At 70.6% G+C, this 19,178-nt stretch carries 12 protein-coding genes; 4 read left to right on the top strand and 8 right to left on the bottom strand.

All coding sequences use genetic code 11. From position 1 onward, the window contains the following. Positions 1-9: 9 nt before the first annotated feature. Genes ACT3SQ_RS07540 through ACT3SQ_RS07530 form a run of 3 tightly spaced genes read right to left on the bottom strand, consistent with a single transcriptional unit; the run spans position 10 to position 5,839 of the window. A complete protein-coding gene (locus ACT3SQ_RS07540) occupies positions 10-699 on the bottom strand; it encodes a response regulator transcription factor (protein ID WP_441443935.1) in 690 nt (229 codons plus the stop codon). Further along, positions 696-2,273: a sensor histidine kinase gene (locus ACT3SQ_RS07535; RefSeq protein ID WP_444601021.1), complete on the bottom strand. Its 1,578-nt coding sequence runs from the start codon at positions 2,271-2,273 to the stop codon at positions 696-698. Before ACT3SQ_RS07535 ends, ACT3SQ_RS07540 begins: the two co-directional genes overlap by 4 nt. 50 nt (positions 2,274-2,323) lie before the next feature. Further along, positions 2,324-5,839: an efflux RND transporter permease subunit gene (locus tag ACT3SQ_RS07530; RefSeq protein WP_444601020.1), complete on the bottom strand. Its 3,516-nt coding sequence runs from the start codon at positions 5,837-5,839 to the stop codon at positions 2,324-2,326. A gap of 149 nt (positions 5,840-5,988) precedes the next feature. Between ACT3SQ_RS07530 and ACT3SQ_RS07525 the strand changes: the two genes are divergently transcribed. Beyond that, complete coding sequence (locus ACT3SQ_RS07525; RefSeq protein WP_444601019.1) at positions 5,989-7,350, top strand: MATE family efflux transporter; 1,362 nt, start codon at positions 5,989-5,991, stop codon at positions 7,348-7,350. Between the two features lie 19 nt (positions 7,351-7,369). On the opposite strand, the gene ACT3SQ_RS07520 is transcribed toward ACT3SQ_RS07525, so the two are convergent. The 3 genes from ACT3SQ_RS07520 to ACT3SQ_RS07510 all read right to left on the bottom strand — a co-directional run bounded on the left by ACT3SQ_RS07520 (position 7,370) and on the right by ACT3SQ_RS07510 (position 13,049). Next, positions 7,370-8,587, bottom strand: a complete 1,218-nt coding sequence (locus ACT3SQ_RS07520; RefSeq protein ID WP_444601018.1) for a glycine C-acetyltransferase — start codon at positions 8,585-8,587, stop codon at positions 7,370-7,372. A 236-nt stretch (positions 8,588-8,823) separates the two neighbouring features. After that, entirely contained in the window at positions 8,824-9,891 is a 1,068-nt protein-coding gene (gene tdh / locus ACT3SQ_RS07515) for an L-threonine 3-dehydrogenase (protein WP_444601017.1), read from the bottom strand. A gap of 551 nt (positions 9,892-10,442) precedes the next feature. Continuing rightward, complete coding sequence (locus ACT3SQ_RS07510) at positions 10,443-13,049, bottom strand: hypothetical protein (RefSeq protein ID WP_444601016.1); 2,607 nt, start codon at positions 13,047-13,049, stop codon at positions 10,443-10,445. Positions 13,050-13,906: 857 nt separating this feature from the next. Between ACT3SQ_RS07510 and ACT3SQ_RS07505 the strand changes: the two genes are divergently transcribed. From ACT3SQ_RS07505 to ACT3SQ_RS07495, 3 genes are read left to right on the top strand one after another with little or no spacing between them, the layout of a single operon-like run. Then, positions 13,907-14,974, top strand: coding sequence for an ABC transporter substrate-binding protein (locus ACT3SQ_RS07505; RefSeq protein ID WP_444601015.1), 1,068 nt, complete (start codon positions 13,907-13,909; stop codon positions 14,972-14,974). Further along, positions 14,971-16,026, top strand: a complete 1,056-nt coding sequence (locus ACT3SQ_RS07500; RefSeq protein WP_444601014.1) for a FecCD family ABC transporter permease — start codon at positions 14,971-14,973, stop codon at positions 16,024-16,026. The genes ACT3SQ_RS07505 and ACT3SQ_RS07500 overlap by 4 nt, the downstream gene beginning before the upstream one ends. After that, on the top strand, positions 16,023-16,799 hold the full coding sequence (locus ACT3SQ_RS07495; protein WP_444601013.1) for a heme ABC transporter ATP-binding protein: 777 nt from the start codon (positions 16,023-16,025) through the stop codon (positions 16,797-16,799). The genes ACT3SQ_RS07500 and ACT3SQ_RS07495 overlap by 4 nt, the downstream gene beginning before the upstream one ends. Before the next feature lie 37 nt (positions 16,800-16,836). Here the strand turns inward: ACT3SQ_RS07495 and ACT3SQ_RS07490 are convergent, their stop codons facing one another. Together ACT3SQ_RS07490 and ACT3SQ_RS07485 are read right to left on the bottom strand one after the other, a co-directional pair. Further along, entirely contained in the window at positions 16,837-17,691 is an 855-nt protein-coding gene (locus ACT3SQ_RS07490) for a PHP domain-containing protein (protein WP_444601012.1), read from the bottom strand. A 61-nt stretch (positions 17,692-17,752) separates the two neighbouring features. Continuing rightward, on the bottom strand, positions 17,753-19,171 hold the full coding sequence (locus tag ACT3SQ_RS07485) for a sugar nucleotide-binding protein (protein WP_444601011.1): 1,419 nt from the start codon (positions 19,169-19,171) through the stop codon (positions 17,753-17,755). Between the last annotated feature and the right edge of the window lie 7 nt (positions 19,172-19,178).

Raw genomic sequence — 19,178 nt, 5'->3', positions numbered from 1 at the left:
TGACACAGCTCAGGCCTCAGGATCGACGATCTTGTAGCCAGCGCCGCGCACCGTCACCAGGCGGGCCGCGCCGAGCTTGCCGCGCAGGTAGCCCACATAGACGTCGACCACGTTCGAGGCGCCGTCGTAGTCGTAGCCCCACACCTTGGACAGCAGCAGGTCCCGGGTGAGGACCTGGTTCGGGTTCTCGAGGAACACACGGGCCATCGTGAACTCGCGGGAGGACAGCTCCACCGAGCGCGGCTGGCCGCCGGTCGTGCTGCTCGCGATCCGGGTGCGCAGGTCCAGCGACAGGTCCCCCAGCTGGAGGACGTCCGCGCTGACGGCGCCCGAACCAGCGGTGGCCTCGCGGGCGCGGAGCTTGACCCGGGCCAGCAGCTCCTCGAAGCGGAACGGCTTGGCGATGTAGTCGTTCGCCCCGCCCTCGAGGCCCTGCACCGTGTCATCCACCCCGGTGCGCGCCGTGACCATCAGGATCGGGATCTGCACGTCCATCGCGCGCAGCGCCTTGAGGACCTGGAAGCCGTCCATCCGCGGCAGGCCCACATCCAGGATCAGCAGATCGAAGTCGCCGCTGGAGCCGAGGTCGAGGGCGGAGATGCCGTCCTCCACCACGGTCGAGGCGAAGCCGTTGGCCTTGAGCCCGCGTTCCATGAACCGGGCGATGCGCGCTTCGTCCTCGGCGATGAGGATCCTCATCCCCTGTCCCTCCTCGATGCTGTGGTGTCGTCGGCGGCGGATGTCCGCACCCGCCTGTCAGTATCCCCGGTGGTGCCATCCTGGGTCCGTTCGTCCGCCGATGGCCCGTCCGCGAACTGCGGGAACACGATGGTGAACGTCGACCCCTGGCCCGGCTTCGAGAGCAGGCGCACCACCCCGCCGTGACCCTCGGCGATCGCGAGCACGATCGGCAGGCCGAGCCCCGAACCCGATCCCCGGCTGCCGTCGACCCGCGTGAATCGTTCGAAGATGCGTCGCTGGTCCTCGGAGCTGATGCCGATACCCTCGTCCTGCACGGTCACGTGGATCTCGGGGCCCTCCGGTCCCAGCACGCGGTCCACTCCGAACCGGATCCGGCTGCCCTCGTCGCTGTAGCGCACGGCGTTCGCGGCCAGCTGCACCACCGCCTGCGCGAGGCGCTGCTCGTCGGCGTCGGCCACCACGTCGACAGTGTGCTCGAGGATCCATTCGCGTTCCGCGATGTGCTCGATCCGGGCGAAGGCGGAACGGGCGAAGCCGGCCAGGTCCAGGGACTTCAGCCGCACGTAGTCGGGGCGCGCCGAGGCGGCGAGCTCGGAGAGGTCACCCACGACCCGCCCCATCCGGTCCAGCTCCTCGAGCGCGATATCGCGGGACTCGCGCACATCGTCGGCATCCTCGACGTCGGTGGTCTCCAGGGTGCCGCGCACGATGGTCAGCGGGGTGCGCAGCTCATGGCCGACGTCGCTCATGAAGCGGCGCTGCTCGGCGAAACCTGCCTGGATGCGGCCCAGCATGCGGTTGAAGTTCTGCGCGAGCGCCCCGATCTCATCCTGCTCCTCGGGGACCGGCACCCGATACTCCAGATCGTCGACCGTGATCTGCTCGGTGGCCGCACGGAGGTCCTCCAGCGGCCGCAGCAGGCGCCCCGTGACCACATAGCCCACCCACCCCGCGACCAGCAGCGTGATCACCGCGAGCCCGGCGAAGGTGAGGACGCTCTGCCACAGGTCGCGGCGCTGGGCACCGATGTCGTTGGCGACCACGAAGATCCCCTCGGAGTCATCTCCCTCGACGCTCACGGAGACGATCAGGACCTGCAGCTCCCTGCCGCGGGCCTCCATCGAGACGATCACCGAAGAGCCCGGCCTGTGCGCAGCCAGCAGCTGCTCGAGCACCTGCGGGGACTCCGCGGACTCGCTCGGCAGCAGCGCGAAATCCTGCTCCCGGGGCTGATAGAGAGGCTTCCCATCCAGGAAGGTGATCACGGATTCATAGTTCGACGGCGCCGCGGAATCGGTCGCATGGAGCAGCACGCTGTCCACCGTGGTGTGGACGCGGCTGCCGTCCTCGTTCACGCTCTCGGCGATCAGGCCGAGCTCGCTGTGCTCCTGCCAGAGCTCAGCATTGACACGCGTCTCGAGCGCACGGAACTGCGCCGCATAGGTGAGCACCCCGGTGACGGCGAGGCCCACGGTCATGAACGCCATCATCGCTGTGAGCACACGGATGCGCACCGTGCGCCCGCGCGTGAAGGCGCCGACGGGGCGGGCGCGGGGGCGTTCCTTGGCCATGAGGGGAATGGTAGGCGAGGGGGCTGAGGCGGGGAGGGCCGCGCGTTCCGTCAGCCCCGCCCGAGCCGCCGCTTCACGATCCCGACCAGTCCGCCGCGCTCCTTGAGGGACCGGCGGCGGCCATGGGCGCCCGTCTCGAGGCTCGTGACCACGGTCCCACCGGGACGGTCAGCGCCACCGCGACGATCAGCGCCGCCAGGGTGGTCAGCGCCACCCAGATGGTCAGGACCACCGGGACGATCGTCGCGGCGAGCAGGGTCTTCTCCTGCCGGTCCGGCCTCGCCCCACGCAGTTCGCGCCTGCGACCGCTGCTCGGCCTCGCGGCGCTCCCGCTTCTGGTTCTCGGCCTGCGCACGGCTCTCGCGCAGCTGTCCCAGCCGCGCCTCCTCACGCAGCCGCTTCCGCTCCCCCGGGCCCTCGGCGATGCGGTAGAGCACCGGGACGATCACGAGGGTCAGCAGGGTCGAGGAGATCAGGCCGCCGATGACCACCACGGCCAGGGGCTGGGCGATGAAGCCGCCGTTGCCGGTGATGCCCAGAGCCATCGGGATCAGCGCGAAGATGGTTGCGGCGGCGGTCATCAGGATCGGGCGCAGCCGCTTGGCGGCGCCCAGATGCAGGGCCTCGTCCAGCGTCATCCCGTGCCGTCGGTACTGGTTGACCAGGTCGATCAGCACGATCGCGTTGGTGACCACGATGCCTACCAGCATCAGCAGGCCGATCATCGAGGCGAGTCCCAGCGGCACCCCGGTGATGACCAGCAGGCCCAGGGCGCCAGTGGCGGCGAAGGGGATCGAGACCAGCAGGATCAGCGGCTGGATCAGGGACTTGAAGATCCACACCAGCAGCACGTACACCAGCAGGATCGCGGCGAGCATGGCGATGCCGAGCTGACCGAAGGTCTCGTCGATGTCCGCGGCGGTGCCGCCGATCGTCGCCTCGACGCCCTCGGGCAGCTCCGCGCTGTCGATCGCATCGTTCGCGGCGGCGGTCGCGACGGAGACGTCCTCACCCGCGGGGGTGAGCGAGACCGTCACGGTCTCCAGGCCGTCCTGGGTCGCGATCGAGGGGCGCGAGAGCTGCTCCTCGACGGTCGCGACGTCCTGCAGCGGGATGGCACCCATCAGCTTCAGGTCCTTCAGCTGGGTGAAGGTATCGATGCTCTCGCCGCCGGCGACATAGATGTCCAGCTCGTTGTCGTCCAGGGTGATGGACCCGATCGCGCCGGGGTACATCTGCTGGGCGACCAGTCCGATCACGGCCTCCTCGGTGAGCCCGCGCTGTGCGGCGGCCTCGCGATCCACGGTGACCACTGCGGTGGGCTGGTCGGCCTGCAGGTCGCTGCCCACCTCGGCCACGCCGCTGGGCAGCGGGTCGAGCTCGGCGAGGATCGCGTCGTTCGCGGCCTGGCGGTCTGCGGGGGTGGGCCCGGTGATGAGGATGTCCACCGAGCTGGAGCCGGTGGGCGAGGCGATGTCCGCGGCCTCGATGGTGCCGGCCTCGGGCAGCGCTTCGAGGGCCGCGACCATGTCGTCCAGCAGTGCCGTCTGATCGGCGTCGGCGTCGGTCGTGATCGAGAAGCTGACCTCGTTCCCCGCGCCGCCGCCGAAGCCGAACTGGCCGCCACCGATGGTGGTCTGCACGGTCTGCACGCCGTCGATCTCCAGCAGCGCCTCCTCGCTCTCGGTGGCCTTGTCCGAGGACTGCTCGAGGCTGGTGCCGGCGGGGAGGGTCTGGGTGAGGGAGGCGATGTTCTGCCCGGTGTCGCCCAGGAAGCTGATGTTCACCAGCGGGATCAGGAAGACGGTGCCCACCAGGATCCCGATCGAGACCGCGATCGTGGCGAGTCGGCGCGGCAGGGTGTCCAGCACCAGGCGCAGCAGCGGCGCGTACATCCGGTGCAGCCAGGTGCGCTCCTCCTTCGCCTCGGACTGCTCCTGGATCGCCGCTGCCTGCGCGGGATCGTCGGGGTCGATGTCCTCATGCCCCTTGGGCACCTTGAGGAACCAGTAGGCGAGCACCGGCACGATGGTCAGCGCCACCAGCAGCGAGGACAGCATCGCGATGCCGACGGTCAGGGCGAAGGGCCGGAACAGCTCCCCGGCCATCCCGGCGACCACCGCGATCGGCAGGAACACCACCACGGTGGCGAGGGTCGAGGCGGTGATGGCGCCGGCGACCTCCTTGACGCCGTCGAGGATCGCTCTGCGTTTGGTCTTGCCGTAGGCGAGGTGCCGGGTGATGTTCTCGATGACCACGATCGAGTCGTCGACCACGCGGCCGATCGAGATCGTCAGCGCCGCTAGGGTGAGCATGTTCAGCGTGTACCCGGTGACGTACATGCCGATGAAGGCGATCAGCAGCGAGGTCGGGATCGAGATCGCGGTGACGACCGTCGGCCGCACCCGGCGCAAGAACAGCAGGATCACGCCGACGGCGAAGAGCAGGCCCAGCAGGCCCTCCTCGGCGAGCGCGAGGATCGACTCCTGGATGAAGGGGGCCTGGTCGAAGACGACGTCGGCCTCGGCGTTCCCGCCGACGCCCGCGAGGGTGTCCGCAAGGACCCCCTCGACACCCTCGGAGACGTCCACGACGTTCCCGTCGACGGTCGCGGTGACCATCAGCACCAGGGACTCGCGCCCGTTGGTGCGGGAGATCGAGGTGGCCTCCTGTGTGGCGCGCTCGACGGTGGCGACCTCGGAGAGGGCGACCGGCTGAGCGGGCTGCTGGGGCTGGGCGTCAGGCAGCTGCTGGCCGTCCGGGCCCCGCTGGCCCTCTTCCCCCTGCTGGCCCTCCTGGCCCTCATCGCCCTGCTGACTGCCTTCGGCGGGCATCAGCACGATCGCCTCGAGGCTCTCGATGCTCTCCACGCCCTGGCCGAGCACCACGTCCATGGTGCGGTCACCATCGACGACGGAACCGCCGGGCAGCGAGAGACCGCTCGCGTCCAGCGCGGTGGTGATGTCGTCCTCGGTGAGGCCGTGCTCCGCCAGGGCGGCCTCATCCGGGGTGATCCGCACGATCTCCTCCGGGGCGCCGATCACGGCGACCGAGGAGACCCCGCCCACCCGCTCGAGCTCCGGCCGGACCGACGTCTCGAGCCGGGAGGCGAGGTCGGAGGGGTCCAGGTCCGAGGAGACGGACAGCACCACGGCCGGCAGGTCGCTGGTGCCACCGGAGATGACCTGCGGATCGGCATCCTCGGGCAGCTCGCCTTCGATGCGGGTCAGCGCGGCGTCGACCTGGTTGGACGCCCGGGAGACGTCCACGCCGTAGGTGAGCTCGACGGTGACCATGGACATGCCCGCCTGCGAGCTCGAGGAGGTCGCCTCGACGTTCTCGAGCCCGCTCAGCGACTGCTCGACAGGAGAGGTGATGCGGTCCCGGACCTGCTCGGAGGAGGAGCCCGGGGAGACGGTCATCACCTGGATCTGCGGGAGCGACACCGAGGGGATCAGCTCCTGGCGCATCGTGGTCATGACGAACACGCCGATGATCGACACGGCGATGCACACCAGTGCGATGAAGGACCGATTGTTCAGGCTCAGCGTGGCCAGGCGGTTCATCCTGCTCCTCAGGGGTGCGCGGCGGGTGGCGGTGCGGCCCGCCGCCTCGCCCTGCGGCCCTGGCGTCGAGTCTTCCGCAAGAACCTTCTCACGGGAACCTGCGAGAACGGATCCGACGAAGAGAGGAGATCACGACGCACAATGGAGGGGTGCCCTCCGGTCCCTCCTCCGACGACTCCCCGCGCGAGGAGCGTGCGCGGCGCACCGTCGACCGGCAGATCCTGGTCCTGGCGATCCCGAGCCTCGGCGCGCTCGTGGCCGAACCGCTGTTCCTCCTCGCGGACTCGGCCTTCATCGCACGGGTCTCGACCACCTCGCTCGCCGGCCTGGGCCTGGCCTCGACGGTGCTCACCACCATCGTGGGCCTGGCGATCTTCCTGGCCTACTCCACGACCGCGGCTGTGGCCCGCTCCTTCGGCGCCGGCCGCAGCCGGGAGGCGATCTCCCGCGGGATCGACGCCTGCTGGCTCGCGCTCGTCGTCGGTGCCGCCTCGACGCTCCTGCTGGTGGTGGCCGGGAAGCCGCTGCTCGCGGCCTTCGGGCCCTCGCCCGAGGTGCTGGCCGAAGCGGTGATCTACCTGCGCATCAGCGCTTTCGGCCTGCCCGCGATGCTCGCCGTGCAGGCCGCGACCGGCCTGGTGCGCGGCCTGCAGGACGCGAAGCTGCCCCTGGTGGTGGCCGTCGGTGGCGCGCTGGTGAACATCCCCTTGAACTGGGTGCTGATCTTCGGGCTGGACCTGGGGATCGCCGGGTCCGCGATCGGCACCATCATCAGCCAATGGGGCATGGTGGCCGTGCTGCTCGCCGTGATCATCCACCGCGCCCGCCGTGAAGGGATCGCCCTCACCCCGCACCTGAGCAACCTGGTGGCCGTGGGCCGGGACGCGGTGCCGATGTTCGTGCGCACGCTCGGGCTGCGAGTGGTGGTGATCGCCGCGACCGTGGTCGCGACCGGTCTGGGCGAGGTGCAGCTGGCCGCGCATCAGCTCGCCATGACCGTGTTCACGGTGCTCTCCCTGGCGCTGGACTCCCTCGCGATCGCCGGCCAGGCCCTCACCGGCCGCTACCTGGGCGCTTCGGATCCCGGCACCGTGCACGCCGTGACTCGGCGCCTGATGACCTGGGGCGTGGGCGGCGGCGCGGTGGTCGCCGTGCTGCTGCTGGCCGGGAGCTACGTGGTTCCCGAGCTGTTCACCCCCGACGTCGCCGTGCAGGAGCACCTGCGCGCCGCACTGTGGGTGCTCGTGATCACCCAGCCGATCGCCGGCTATGTCTTCGTGCTGGACGGAGTGCTGATGGGCGCGGGCGACGCCCCCTACCTCGCCAAGGTGGGCAGCCTGATCGCGATCGCGATCCTGCCCGGCGCCGTCCTGGTGGCCTGGTGGGCACCGGCAGGGCCGCTGGGTCTCGCGATGCTGTGGCTGGCCTGCAACTTCTTGTTCATGGTGCTGCGCGCAGTGAGCCTGGGCCTGCGCGTACGCACCGACGACTGGATGCGGCTGGGCAGCTGAGGCCCGGCCGCACCCGGGCTCATCCCTGCTCGACCGCCGCGCGCGAGTCGACAAACGCCTGCACCGCGGCCTCGACATCCGCGTCGGTGTGGGCGGCGGAGAGCTGCACCCGGATCCGGGCCTTGCCCTGCGGGACCACGGGATAGGAGAAGGCCGTGACATAGACGCCGTGCTCGAGCATCGCGTCGGCGATCCGGCCGGCCAGTGCGGCGTCTCCGAACATCACCGGCACGATCGCGTGCTCCCCCGGCAGCAGCTCGAAGCCCTCCTCGCTCATCCGGCGGCGGAACAGCTCGGCGTTGCGGAACAGGGTGCCGCGCAGCTCGGCGCTGCCCGCGACCAGCTCGAGCGCGGTGAGGGTCGCGGAGACGATCGAGGGGGCCAGCGAGTTGGAGAACAGGTAGGGGCGGCCCTTCTGGCGCAGCATCGCCACGATCTCGCGCCGGCCGGAGACGTACCCGCCGCTCGCGCCGCCGAGCGCCTTCCCGAAGGTGCCGGTGTAGATGTCGATGCGCTCGGAGACCCCGAAATGCTCGGGTGTGCCCGCGCCGGTCGCACCCATGAAGCCGACGGCGTGGGAGTCGTCCACCATCACCAGCGCCCCGAACTCCTCGGCGAGATCGCAGATGCCCGGCAGCGGGGCGAGGTAGCCGTCCATCGAGAAGACGCCGTCGGTGACGATGACGGTGCGGCGCGCGCCCTTGCCCTCCCGCAGTGCCGCGGCGGCCTCGAGCTGGGTGCGGAGGTCCGCGAGGTCGGCGTTGCGATAGCGGAAGCGGGCCGCCTTGGACAGCCGGATCCCGTCGATCAGGGAGGCGTGGTTCAGCTCGTCGGAGATGATCGCGTCCTCCTTGCCGAACAGCGGCTCGAACACGGCGCCGTTGGCGTCGAAACAGGAGGAGAACAGGATCGTGGCCTCGGTGCCGAGGAAACCGGAGACAGCGGCCTCGAGCTGCAGGTGAAGGTCCTGGGTGCCGCAGATGAAGCGCACCGAGGCCATGCCGAAGCCCCGCTCGTCCAGGGCCCGCTTCGCGCTCACGACGATCTCGGGATGATCGGCGAGGCCGAGATAGTTGTTGGCGCAGAAGTTCAGCACCTCGGCGCCCCCGCGGCCCACGGGACCGGCGGTGATCCGGCCGGCCTGCGGGGTGGAGATGACACGCTCGTGCTTGAAGGTGCCGGCCTGCTCGATCTCGGTGAGCTCGGCGGTCAGCTGGTCCTTGAGGTCGGTGTACATCGGGGTGGGGTCCTTCCAGAGAGGGTGATCCGAGGGTGATCCTTCCGCCACGACCGGAAAGGTTCCACGTCGCTGGAACGTTTCCGGTCGTGGCGGAAGTGAGGGTCGGCAAGTTGGGGTGACGGGCGGCCGACGGAGAGGGCGGGACGGACGGGTCGGGCGGGTCGGGCGGGTCGGGCGGGTCGGGCGGGTCGGGCGGGTCCGGCGGGGATGGCGGGGCTGGTGGGTCGGGCGGGTCAGTCGTCCAGCATGCTCCAGTCCAGCACGACCTTGCCAGCGGTGCCGGCCTTGGCGATCTCGAAGCCGTGCTCCCACTCGGTGGCAGGGAGCACGTCCGTGATGGTGCGGGTGATCGCGGCGCGCAGCACCTCGGAGGTGCTGAGCATCGCGGACATCGCGTTCCAGGTCTCGAACATCTCGCGGCCGTAGATCCCCTGCAGGGTGAGCATGCGGGTCACGACCATGGTCCAGTCGATCTCGAATTGCTGAGAGGGCAGGCCCAGCAGCGCGATCTTGCCGCCGTGGTTCATGTTCTCGATCATCTCCTGCAGGGCCCGGGCCTGCCCGGAGATCTCGAGCCCCACGTCGAAGCCCTCCCGCATGCCCAGGCTGCGCTGGGCGTCGCGCACCTTCATGCTGGCCACGTCCAGGACCAGATCAGCTCCGCAGCCCTCCGTCATCTCCAGGCGCTGCGGGGAGACGTCGGTGATGGTGATGTAGCGGGCGCCGGCGTGGCGGACGACGGCCGCGGCCATCTGCCCGATCGGTCCGGCTCCGGTGATCAGCACGTCCTCGCCGACCACCGGGAACTTCAGCGCGGTGTGCACCGCATTGCCCAGCGGGTCGAAGACGGCGCCGAGCTCGGGGCTGATCAGCTCTTCGCCGCCGTCGTGCTCATGCACCCACACGTTCTGGTGCGGGACCGTGACGTACTCGGCGAAGGCGCCATCGCGCTGGACCCCCACGGAGCGGGTGCGGATGCACATCTGGCGACGGCCGGCACGGCAGTTGCGGCAGGTCCCGCACACCACATGGCCCTCTCCGGAGATGCGATCATCGACGCGCACGTCGCTGACCTCCTCCCCCACCTCGACGACCTCGCCGTAGAACTCATGGCCAGGAGTGAAGGGCACCGTGTCGCACATCGACTCTGCCGAGGCATCCCAGGCCAGGATGTGCAGGTCGGTGCCGCAGATGCCGGCACGCAGCACCCGCACCTTGACGTCCCAGGGCCCGCACCCGGGCTCCTCGACCGTCGTCCACTCCAGCCCGGCACCGGGTGCGACCTTGCGCAGTGCGCGCATTGCTCCTCCTCGTCCTCGTGCCCCGGGACCGGGGCGCTCGTATTGTGTCCTGCTCAGACGCTTTCTTCGGAATGTTCCAGCTCCGGCTCCGCGGCCTCAGAGGTGCGGCGACGATCAAGGCCGGGGATCAGTGCATCACGGGCGACCTCGTCGCGCGAAGCCCCGCACCCTGCGCAGTCAGCTGCAGCTGGCCCTCGAGGGCGAGAAGTCACTGGCTCACCTCCTTTCTGATCCCCGCGTTCCTGCTGGTCGGTTTCTTCGCCGTTCACCGCTTCGTGATCGCCCTGGGGAACAGATTCTCCTACCTGGGCCCGGTCACCGGGCAGCGCACCGTCGTGGGGCTGGACATTTTCGTCGCGGTCATCCAGGATCCGTTCGCGCTCACGGCGACCTGGCGCGGTCTGAGAGCGACCAGCGCATGGGCTGAGCCAGCCGGACGCACCGGAGTGCACAGAACCCGGCCCCGACCCCTTTCATGGGGGCCGGGGCCGGGTTCTGCGGGAGCGGGCGAGGCTGCGCCGACGGTCCTTCAGGACCTCTCAGCGGTCAGCTCACCAGCCATCCTCCGAGAGGTCCACCGTGAGGGTGCCGTCCTCGGCGAGGGTCACGCTTCCCGAGACGCGGACCGTCGAGACGTCCGTCGCGTCGGTGGGGGCATCTTCCTCGCTCCAGCCCTTTTCCTGGTAGGCGAAGGTGGCTTCGCCCGGGCTGTCGTAGCTGGATACGCTCCACCCCTCTTGGGTCGGCTCGATCTCCACGGTCGGGTAGGTGTCGATGGTCCAGGAGCCGGAGCCCTCGACCATCCTGCTGGCCCAGGCCTCAAAGGGGCAGCTCTCGGGGGCGGACTCGGTGGACTTCGCGCACTCGTCGAGTGCGGTGTCGACCTGGGACTGGACCTCGGCGGTGCCGGCCTCGGTCAGGGTGTAGGTCGGGGCGGCGAACAGCTCGTACCAGCCCTCCGGATCGGCGGAGACGAACACCGGGCTCTCCTCGGAGCCGATGAACTCCGAGACCTCCGGCAGGCTCACGGTGTACTGACCCGGGAGCACTGCGGCCACGGCGTAGCCTCCCTCGGCGGCGAGGCTCTCCACCGCCACCTCCTGGCTGTTGACCAGGATGGTGCTCGCCCCTTCCGGGATCTGCAGCTCGAGGTAGGCGTACTCGGTCTCGCCCATCCGCCATTCGGGGAACACCAGCGCGGTGCGTCCGTTGCGCTCCACGAAGAAGTTGCGGGTGGTGCTGACACCGTCCTGGACCACCTTCGCGGTGACCCTCACGCTGTCATCCCCGGACTCCTCGGAGTCGACGATCTCGAAGCCGCTGATGCGGTTCTCGGCAGAGCCGGCGATCGCGTTGGTCAACAGCACCTGCTGGGCCGTCGGCGCGTTCGGGGCCGAGATCTCCACCGCCGTGGCGGCGTCCCCGTCCTGTAGTGCGCCGAGATACGCCTCGACCCGCTTCTCCGGGGAGAACACGGTGGAGGAGATGACGTTGAACGCGATCGCGATCCCCACCAGCAGCACGAAGGCACCACCCACGGCGATGCCGCCACCGATCATGAGCTTGCGCGCCTTCGGCGAGAGGGGCGCGGCAGGAGCCTGCTCCTGGCCCGCCGGTCCTGCCGCGACCGCAGCGGCTCCGCCGCCCATCGGCACAGTGGCGTAGGGGCTGCTGGTCGTGGACTGCGCGGTCGGCGCGAGACCCGGCGCACCGGTCTGCGGGGCACCGGTCTGCGCAGCGCTGTCCGCAGGCTCCGTCGAAACGCCCTGCGCGCTCGGCGCCAGAGCCTGATCGGTCGCAGTTGCTCCTGCGGTGCCTGCAGCGAGGGTCGCGGCACCCGTGCCCGCCAGGGCCGGGGCCAGCGGGCGCCGGAACCAGGACAGCACCTTGGCCGGGATGAAGGGGGCTGCCAGCGGGGTCACGAAGCGCGAGAGGAGCTCCACGATCACGCCTGCCAGGCCCGCCAGCAGGGGGGTCCAGGCGGCGAGGCCCAGCGAGGCACCGATCACCTCACCGTCCCCGAACGACCCGGAGTACCCCACGGTGGCCGAGAACCGCGCGAGGATCATGAGTCCGAGCGCGCCGAAGAAGTAGACCACGGGCAGCGCAGCCCACGAGATCGCGAGGGCGACCACATTGTTGGGGACCACCTGCCGCTGATGCTGCCACAGCAGCGCAGCCAGGAGCAGTCCGACAGGGATCAGCACCAGCGCGCCCAGCCATGCGTACCAGGGCATCGAGAAGACCGAGAAGAACTCGCTTCCGGTCACGCCGAACTCATCGAACAGCTCGGGACCGGTGATCGAGACGCCGAGCGCGGACAGCAGGTCCAGGCCCGTGAGGTAGGACAGGACGTAGCCGCCCAGCAGCGGCAGCAGCAGGATCACGTAGAGCATCGGCGGGGTCTCCCCGTCGATCAGCGCCTGGATGGTGGTGGCCACCGTGAGTCCTGCGAAGGCCAGCACCGTGACGATCAGCGCATGGGTGAGGGCGAGCTTGAAGCCCGCGGTGAGGTCGGTGACCAGCGGCCACCAGGCCGGGCGCGCGCGCAGGCTGATCCGACCGAGCGCGTGCGCCAGGGTGAGCAGGAGGAACGCGCCGAAGAAGGTGTCGAAGCCTGCCGCGTGCAGCCGCAGCGTGATGTCCTCGTCGACAGGGATCGGCTGCGCGAAGATCAGCGCGGCGATCACCGTGACCAGGGCGACCACGAAGCCGGCGAGGGCGGCGGAGACCCAGATGCCCAGCTTCCCGGCGGCCTGGCGGCGCTGCACGAAGCGGCCGCCGTAGAAGCTCAGCAGCACCATCACCACGGTGACCACGCCAGGCAGCAGGCGGATGGAGGCGCTGAGGCTCTCTCCGTCGAAGGTCTTGCTGAAGCCGAGGGAGCCCAGCATCGCCATCGCGACCAGCTGGAAGGGGAAGCGCAGCGCGGAGGCGAGGCCGCTGAGGGTCTCGTCCGGAGAGATGTCCATGCCCTCGAGCGTGGCCTGGACCGGGTTCCCCATGTCGGCGATCGCGGCTGCGATCGCGAGCAGCACGATCGCCAGGACGGAGACGAGGATGCCGCCGAGGTAGGTGATGCCACCGACCGCGAGCGACGGCAGCGGGTTGGACAGGCCGGCGGCGTCGAGCTTCTGCTTCAGCTGCTCAGGGGTCATCCCCGTGGCGACGACCGGGGCCGGCGCGACCCCCTGCGGCGCCGGGGAACCCGGGCCGACGGGAGCACCCTGGGGTGCCGGCGATCCGTGCTGAGGAGCAGACGCCGGAGTGCCGAACTGCGCGGCAGACGCCGGGGAGCCGTACGGAGGCGCGGAGGCCGGGGAGCCGTACTGCGGGGCGGGCGTCCCAGGCTGCGGCTGAGCACTCTGCGGAGGCTGCTGGCCGTACTGAGGAGCCGGCGGCGGGAGCGCGGGACCGCCCGCCGCCTGAGGTGCCGGGCCTGCCTGCGGCTGCGCCTGTTCCTGCGGAGGCTGCTGCTGCGGAGGCTGCTGCTGTGCCTGCTGCTGCGGGTCTCCGGCCTGCTGAGGCTCCTGCGACGGTCCTGCGGTGTGCGGCTGAGGATCCTGCGAATGCGGATCCTGTGACGGGTACTGTCCCCCACCAGGCACAGACATGTGCGTTCCTTCCGGGTCGTCGAGCGATTCGATGCGACGTGGTCCCAGATTCGACAGCGCAGCAGAGCGCGTCAGAGCGCGCTGCTTCTCCACAGTTCCCCACCCAGGTGTCCCCCACGACTCACCCAGGCTACCGATCGGTTGTGCGAAAGCCAAGGTCACCCCAACCACTGGACCGAGGGTGCAGGACCGCCATCACGCCCACCGCGAGAGCGGGTCGACGTCGAGCCGCACGACACCACTGGCGCTCCGCAGCGCAGCCGCAGCGCAGCCGCAGTGAGGACGATCACGGCACCGACGACCTCCAGCCTGCAGCGATGCCACTAAGGTTAGCCTCACCTTTCACCGAAGGTCGTCGTCATGCGGGTGCGCCCGCCCGTCCAGCAAGGATCCGCTTCCTCATGCCTCTGCCCCGCCGCCACCTGCTCGCCGCCGCCCCCGCTCTGGCCGCCCTCACCGCCCTGGCCGCCTGCGGGTCCGCCGAGCCCACGGACGCCGGCCGCGACGACTCGGGTCCCTCGGACGCAGGGGGCACCGGGGGCGCCCCGTCCGCCGGGGCACCGACGGATCTGCCCGAGGGCTGGACCTGGGTGGACGGCACGGGTGCCCCGACGGTCTCCGCAGCCCCGGCGCTGCCGGTCACCGTCACCGACGGCACCGGTGCTGAGGTGACCATCGAGGACCTCTCGCGCACCATCGTCGGCGGCGAGGACATCGCGGACATGCTCGCGGCGATGGGACTCTCCGCGCTGATCTACGCCGCCCCCACCAATTCCGTGGCCCCGGCCGCACTCGACGCCCCCGAGCAGTTCGAGTTCTCCCAGCAGACCGGCACCGAGGGGCTGCTCTCCGTGGACGGCACCTGCTTCCTCGGCAACAACGTCAAGCGTCATGGCGATGTCGCCGAGCAGTTCCGCTCCGCCGGGCTCTCCGCCGCGGTGGTCGACGACCAGCAGGCGGTGGCGGACAAGATCCGCACCGTCGGCACCTTCATCGGCGATCCTGAGTCCGCCGAGGAGCTGGCGGGCGCGGTCGAGGAGCAGCTGTCCCAGGCCTCCGCGGCCGCCGGGGACGCGGCCAAGGAGCTGCGCGTGCTGGTGGTGACCTCCTCCGGCGCGGGCGGCGCGAACGCGGTGGTGGGCACGGGAACCGCTGCCGCGGACATCCTCGAGGCCGTCGGCGCGGTGAACTGCGGTGCGGAGGCGGGCCTGCGCGGCTACTCGGTCGAGTTCAGCGACGAGGGCCTGCTGGATCTCGCCCCCGATGTCCTCATCACCGGCACCGGGGACCTCGAGGAGTGGGGCGGCCTCGAGGGCTTCCTCTCCGCCTTCCCCACACTCGCACAGACCCCCGCCGGGCAGGCCTCGAACTTCCTGCTCATGCCCAGCGAGCAGATCAAGGTCTCCGGTTCCGCCGTCGGTGCCGGGGCGCTCGCACTCGCCCAGGCGCTGGCCGACCTCACGGCGTGAGCCGCACCCGCACCGAGCGAACACGCCGCATCCCGCTCCTCACGGCACTCCCCGTCGCCGCAGGAGTGCTGCTGATCGCGATCGTGCTCGCGATCGGCTCCGGACCGATCGAGCTCACCCCCGCGACCGTGCTCGCGGTCACCGGGCGCGAGATCCTCGGCGTCGGCGCGGGCTCCGGGGCGCTCGAGACCACGGTGGTCATGGACCTGCGCATGCCGCGCGTGCTCTTCGGGACCCTCACCGGGGCGGCGCTGGCCGTCTCCGGCGCCGCCCTGCAGAGCCTGTTCCGCAACCCGCTCGCAGATCCCGGCATCATCGGCGTCAGCGCCGGCGCCTCCACCGGTGCCGTCGGCGCGATCGTGCTGCTGCCCCCGCTCACGGGAGCGCTGGTGGCGTGGATCGTGCCGGCCTCCGCCTTCGTCGGCGGTCTGCTCGCGACCGGTCTGATCTACGCCCTGGCCCGGCCGTCCGCAGGCACCGGCACCGCCCGGCTGCTGCTCGTGGGGATCGCCGTGGGCGCCGGTTTCGCGGCCGCCACCGGCTTCTTCACCTTCGCCGCCGATGATGACGAGCTGGAGTCCGTGGTGTTCTGGCAGATGGGCTCACTGGGCTCGATCACCTGGGTGCGGCTGGCGGTGGTGACGATCCCGGTGCTGCTGGGGATCGCCCTGCTGATCGCGCTCTCGCGGCGCCTGGACCTGCTCACCCTCGGAGAACGACAGGCGAAGCACCTGGGACTGGATGTGAACTCCACCCGCCGCCTGGTCATCGTGATCACCGCGCTGCTGACGGGCACCACCGTCGCCTTCACGGGCACCATCGGCTTCATCGGCCTGGTGGTCCCGCACATCGTGCGGCTGCTGTGCGGGCCCGGGCACCGCACCCTGCTGCCGGTCTCCGCCGTGCTGGGAGGGCTGCTGATCGTCGTCGCCGACACCCTCTCCCGGGTGGTCGCCCCACCGGCGGAGGTGCCGATCGGACTGTTCACCGCACTGCTCGGCGCGCCGTTCTTCCTCGCTCTGGTGCTGCGCTCGCGGGCGGTGCAGCTATGAGCGCAGCGACGGCTCCGGCGTCGTGCCTGCAGGTGCGCGAGGTCGGCTTCCGCATCGGCGGGGCGCAGCTCCTGGACGGGGTGAGCTTCGACGCCTCGCCCGGCGAACTGGTCGCACTGGTCGGCCCCAACGGGGCGGGGAAGTCCACCATGCTGTCCCTGCTGGCTGGGGACCTGGTGCCCTCCGAGGGCGAGATCCTGCTGGCCGGGACCGCGCCGCACCGTTGGCCGGCCAAACCCCTGGCCCGGCAGCGCTCGGTGATGACCCAGCAGCACGGCCAGGCGTTCTCCTTCACCGTGCATGAGCTGGTGGAGATGGGCCGCGCCCCGCACGACGCCTCGGACCGCGACGAGCAGCTCATCGCCGCCTCGCTCCGCGCCGCCGAGATCCAGGAGCTGGCCGAGCGCGATGTGACCACGCTCTCCGGTGGGGAGCTGGCTCGGGCGGTGTTCGCCCGCACCCTCACCCAGGACACGGCGATCGTCCTGCTGGACGAACCCACCGCGGCCCTGGACCTGCGCCATCAGGAGACCCTGATGCGGCGCGCCCGCACACTCGCGGACGACGGCCGGTGCGTGCTGGTGGTGCTGCACGATCTCTCCCTCGCGGCCCGCTACTGCGACCGGCTCGCCGTGTTCTCCGAGGGCGCGCTCACTGCTCTGGGAACGCCCGAGGAGGTCCTGACGCCGGAACGGATCGAACGGGTCTACCGCCAGCGGGTCACGGTGCTCGAGCATCCGGTGAGCGGACGGCCGCTGGTGGTGCCTCTCTGAACGCTCCGGGACCGTGGTCGACGACCGCGGCCCCGGGTCAGCGGCGCCAGAGCTCCTGGGGGGTGGCACCGGCCCGGAACCCGAAGGCCTCGACCATCGCGGCCGCCTCGGGGAACCCGTGGGCGAGGGCCCGGGGAGCATGCGCGTCGCTGCCGAAGCTGATCGCCCGACCTCCCTCCTCGCTCCACCACCGGGGCATCCACGGCCAGAGCCGTCGCGTGTTCATCTCCAGCGCGCGGCCGCTGCGGGCGATGGCGCGCAGCGCGGTGCGGAACTCGTCCTCGAAGTCCCGGGGATCGACGGGCCCCTCGAGCTCCTCGGGCCAGTACCGCAGGGCGTAGTCGAGGTGGGTGACGATCTCGAAGGGCTCGTCACCTGCCACCAGAGCCGGGACCCCGGCGAGGTAGCGGCGGATCACGTCGTCCGCCGGCAGGCGACGGAAGAGGGTGTCCGGCTCGGCGCGGCCCTCCTCGATCTCGAGGGTGTGGAGCGAGCCGAGCAGACGGTCGAAGCGGGAGAGGTCCAGCTGCTGCTGCACGGCCTCCAGGCGCAGGTGAGGCTGGCCGATCTCGAGCCCGGTGCCGATCCGCAGCTCGGGGAATGTCACTCGGCAGCGGTCGATGCTCTCGAAGTAGCCGTCGACGTCGAAGCGGGGGACGCTGACCCGACCGTCGGGCCCCAGCAGGTGGCGTTCGTGGTCACCGAAGTCCGCCGGGTCGCTGAACCAGGCGTCCTCGAGGTCGAGGTGCTCGGTGAAGAACAGCGCGGGCAGGCCGATGCGCATCGCGCGTGCGCAGGTGGCCTCCATGGTGCCGCGGGCGGCGGAGTCGGGGCCTCCCGTGTCCCAGGAGTACTCGCTGTGGACGTGACTGTCGGCGGGGAGGTGCGTCATGGCAGAAGGCTCCCACAGCGGTCGCTGCTCGGGATGATGGGCAGACGGTCCGAGACGGGAATCAGCGGCTCGGGAGTGCCAGGGATGCGGCGAGGTGATCCCGCAGCGCCGTGAGCTGGTCCCGCGGAGTGAGGCCGGTGGCCCGGAGTTTGGTGAGGTCGAGCGTCGAACTGGGTGGGCGCTGGGCGATGCGGTCCTTGCCGGCGTAGTACTCATGGGTGCTCACGGAGCTCACCCGCGCCGGGTCGTGGCCAGTCAGGGCGAAGACCTCGGCGGCGATGCGCGCCCAGCTGAGCGGCTCTCCGTCGTTCGTGGCGTTGTAGGTCCCGGGGCTCGGTCGGGTGGTGAGCAGGTGGTCGATCGCGGCGGCGAGGTCCACGGTGAAGGTGAGGCGGCCGATCTGGTCGTCCACCACAGCGGGGTCGATGCCGCGCTCGGCGAGGCCGACCATGGTGGCCACGAAGTTATTCCCCTCCCCGATCACCCAGCTGGTGCGCACGAGGTAGTGGTCCGGGAGGGTCGCGACGAGCTGGTCGCCGGCGGCCTTGGTCTGCCCGTACACCCCCAGCGGGCTCGGTGGCTCGGTCTCGTCGTGCACCGGGTGCGCGCCGTCGAAGACGTAGTCGCTCGAGACGTGCACGAGCGTCGCCCGGTGCGTGCGGGCCGCTTCGACCAGGTGGCCGACGCCGGTGACGTTCACCGCCCATGCTTCTCGTCGGCCTTCGGGCGTCTCGGCGGCGTCCACCGCAGTGTGGGCGGCGGCGTTGACGATCGTGCCGTACGGGGCGAAATCGAAGGCCTCGAGGGAGCCCGGATCGGCGAGGTCGAGCCGGTCGCGGCCGACGACGTCGACGTCGTGGCGATCCGACCACCGCGCGGCCAGGGCCCGGCCGAGCTGTCCTCCCCCACCGACCACCAGGGTGCGGTGCGGCGGGACCGGGACGACGTCCGCGAGCCGCGGGTGGGCGTGGTCCTTCGCCGAGAGCTCCGCCTGCTCCAGCGGGATCGGCCAAGGTATCGCCGCAGTCTCGTCGGCCAGGTGCAGGAAGGTGTACTGCGTCTGCGCGGCCGCGGACCAGTGGTCGTTGACCAGATAGGTGTAGGCGGCGGGTGCTTCGAGAGTCTGGAAGGCGTTGCCGACGCCGCGGGGCACGAAGATCGCGACCTCGGGAGTGATCTCGTGCCAGTACGTCGTCCCGAAGCTCAGCCCTTCCCGCAGGTCCACCCACGCCCCGAACACCTTCCCGGTGGCGACGGAGATGTACTTGTCCCAGGGCTCGGCGTGGATGCCGCGGGTGACCCCGACGGCCTGGTTGTAGGAGATGTTGTTCTGCACCGGCCCGAGGTCCGGCAGTCCCGCGGCGACCATCTTCTGCCGCTGCCAGTTCTCCTTGAACCAGCCCCGAGCATCCCCGTGCACGGGAAGATCGATCACCAGCAGTCCCGGGATCGGGGTGGTGCGGACTGCGAGCTCGGTCATGGGGTCC

Origin of the sequence: Brachybacterium sp. AOP42-C2-15 (assembly GCF_052377065.1) — a bacterium.
Taxonomy (GTDB): domain Bacteria; phylum Actinomycetota; class Actinomycetes; order Actinomycetales; family Dermabacteraceae; genus Brachybacterium.
The sequence above is the reverse complement of the archived record's forward strand: the minus strand, read 5'-3'. Positions and strand labels throughout refer to the sequence as shown.

Bases quoted from the DNA above. Each gene is read 5' to 3' on its own strand.
- ACT3SQ_RS07540 (WP_441443935.1), bottom strand. From the start codon at position 699: ATGAGGATCCTCATCGCCGAGGACGAAGCGCGCATCGCCCGGTTCATG.
- ACT3SQ_RS07535 (WP_444601021.1), bottom strand. From the start codon at position 2,273: ATGGCCAAGGAACGCCCCCGCGCCCGCCCCGTCGGCGCCTTCACGCGC.
- ACT3SQ_RS07530 (WP_444601020.1), bottom strand. From the start codon at position 5,839: ATGAACCGCCTGGCCACGCTGAGCCTGAACAATCGGTCCTTCATCGCA.
- ACT3SQ_RS07520 (WP_444601018.1), bottom strand. From the start codon at position 8,587: ATGTACACCGACCTCAAGGACCAGCTGACCGCCGAGCTCACCGAGATC.
- tdh (WP_444601017.1), bottom strand. From the start codon at position 9,891: ATGCGCGCACTGCGCAAGGTCGCACCCGGTGCCGGGCTGGAGTGGACG.
- ACT3SQ_RS07510 (WP_444601016.1), bottom strand. From the start codon at position 13,049: ATGACCCCTGAGCAGCTGAAGCAGAAGCTCGACGCCGCCGGCCTGTCC.
- ACT3SQ_RS07505 (WP_444601015.1), top strand. From the start codon at position 13,907: ATGCCTCTGCCCCGCCGCCACCTGCTCGCCGCCGCCCCCGCTCTGGCC.
- ACT3SQ_RS07495 (WP_444601013.1), top strand. From the start codon at position 16,023: ATGAGCGCAGCGACGGCTCCGGCGTCGTGCCTGCAGGTGCGCGAGGTC.
- ACT3SQ_RS07490 (WP_444601012.1), bottom strand. From the start codon at position 17,691: ATGACGCACCTCCCCGCCGACAGTCACGTCCACAGCGAGTACTCCTGG.
- ACT3SQ_RS07485 (WP_444601011.1), bottom strand. From the start codon at position 19,171: ATGACCGAGCTCGCAGTCCGCACCACCCCGATCCCGGGACTGCTGGTG.